A 799-nucleotide genomic window follows, 5' to 3' on the forward strand; every position below is an offset into this window, starting at 1 on the left:
CGCACACCTAGTTCTTTCATACTGTTTTCGCCTACGGGGCTATCACCTGCTATGGCCGCACTTTCCAGAGCGTTCGGCTAACAATACAAATAAAGAGTGCAAGGCTCATCCCATTTCGCTCGCCACTACTTTGGGAATCTCGGTTGATTTCTTTTCCTGCGGTTACTTAGATGTTTCAGTTCACCGCGTTCGCTTCACTGGACCTATGTATTCAGTCCAGGATGACCCAAAAGGGCCGGGTTTCCCCATTCGGACATCTACGGATCAAAGCTCGTTTGCCAGCTCCCCGTAGCTTTTCGCAGGCTACCGCGTCCTTCATCGCCTGTGATCGCCAAGGCATCCACCACATGCACTTGTTCGCTTGACCCTATAACGAGTCTGTCTCGTTACAGGTTGAGTTCTCGCGTTGTGCCGTATTCCAATTGAGTCAAACTTAGAGTTCGAATCATCTTGAGATACATCGATACAATCACAACCCGGATAGTTTCCACGTCCATCTCAAGACGCTTCCGCTATCCAAATTACTTACTTCTTCCAGATTGTTAAAGAACGACAGCCGATACTTTCGTACCGCTCTGACTGGCTCAATCGCCAATGAAAAAGACTCGAACCAAACTTCATTCGAATATTTGTCATTGAAGATTATTGAAAGCGGCCGGCATTAAACCGGTTTAAACCGCAGACAGCTAGTCTGTCTTAATCAACAGCCGATAAGCGTGAGCGCTCAACTTCGCGAGATAGCTCTGGAAAGGAGGTGATCCAGCCGCACCTTCCGATACGGCTACCTTGTTACGACTTC

Annotated in this window: 2 rRNA genes; both read right to left on the bottom strand. The window is 48.3% G+C overall.

Annotation, left to right across the window (positions count from 1 at the left end):
- A 23S ribosomal RNA gene (locus HWX03_RS36625) occupies positions 1 to 367 on the bottom strand; the annotation flags it as partial.
- A 380-nt stretch (positions 368 to 747) separates the two neighbouring features.
- Positions 748 to 799: ribosomal RNA gene (locus HWX03_RS36790) — 16S ribosomal RNA — on the bottom strand; the annotation flags it as partial.

Source organism: Burkholderia sp. BCC0397, from assembly GCF_902832865.1.
In the GTDB taxonomy this organism is placed as follows: domain Bacteria; phylum Pseudomonadota; class Gammaproteobacteria; order Burkholderiales; family Burkholderiaceae; genus Burkholderia.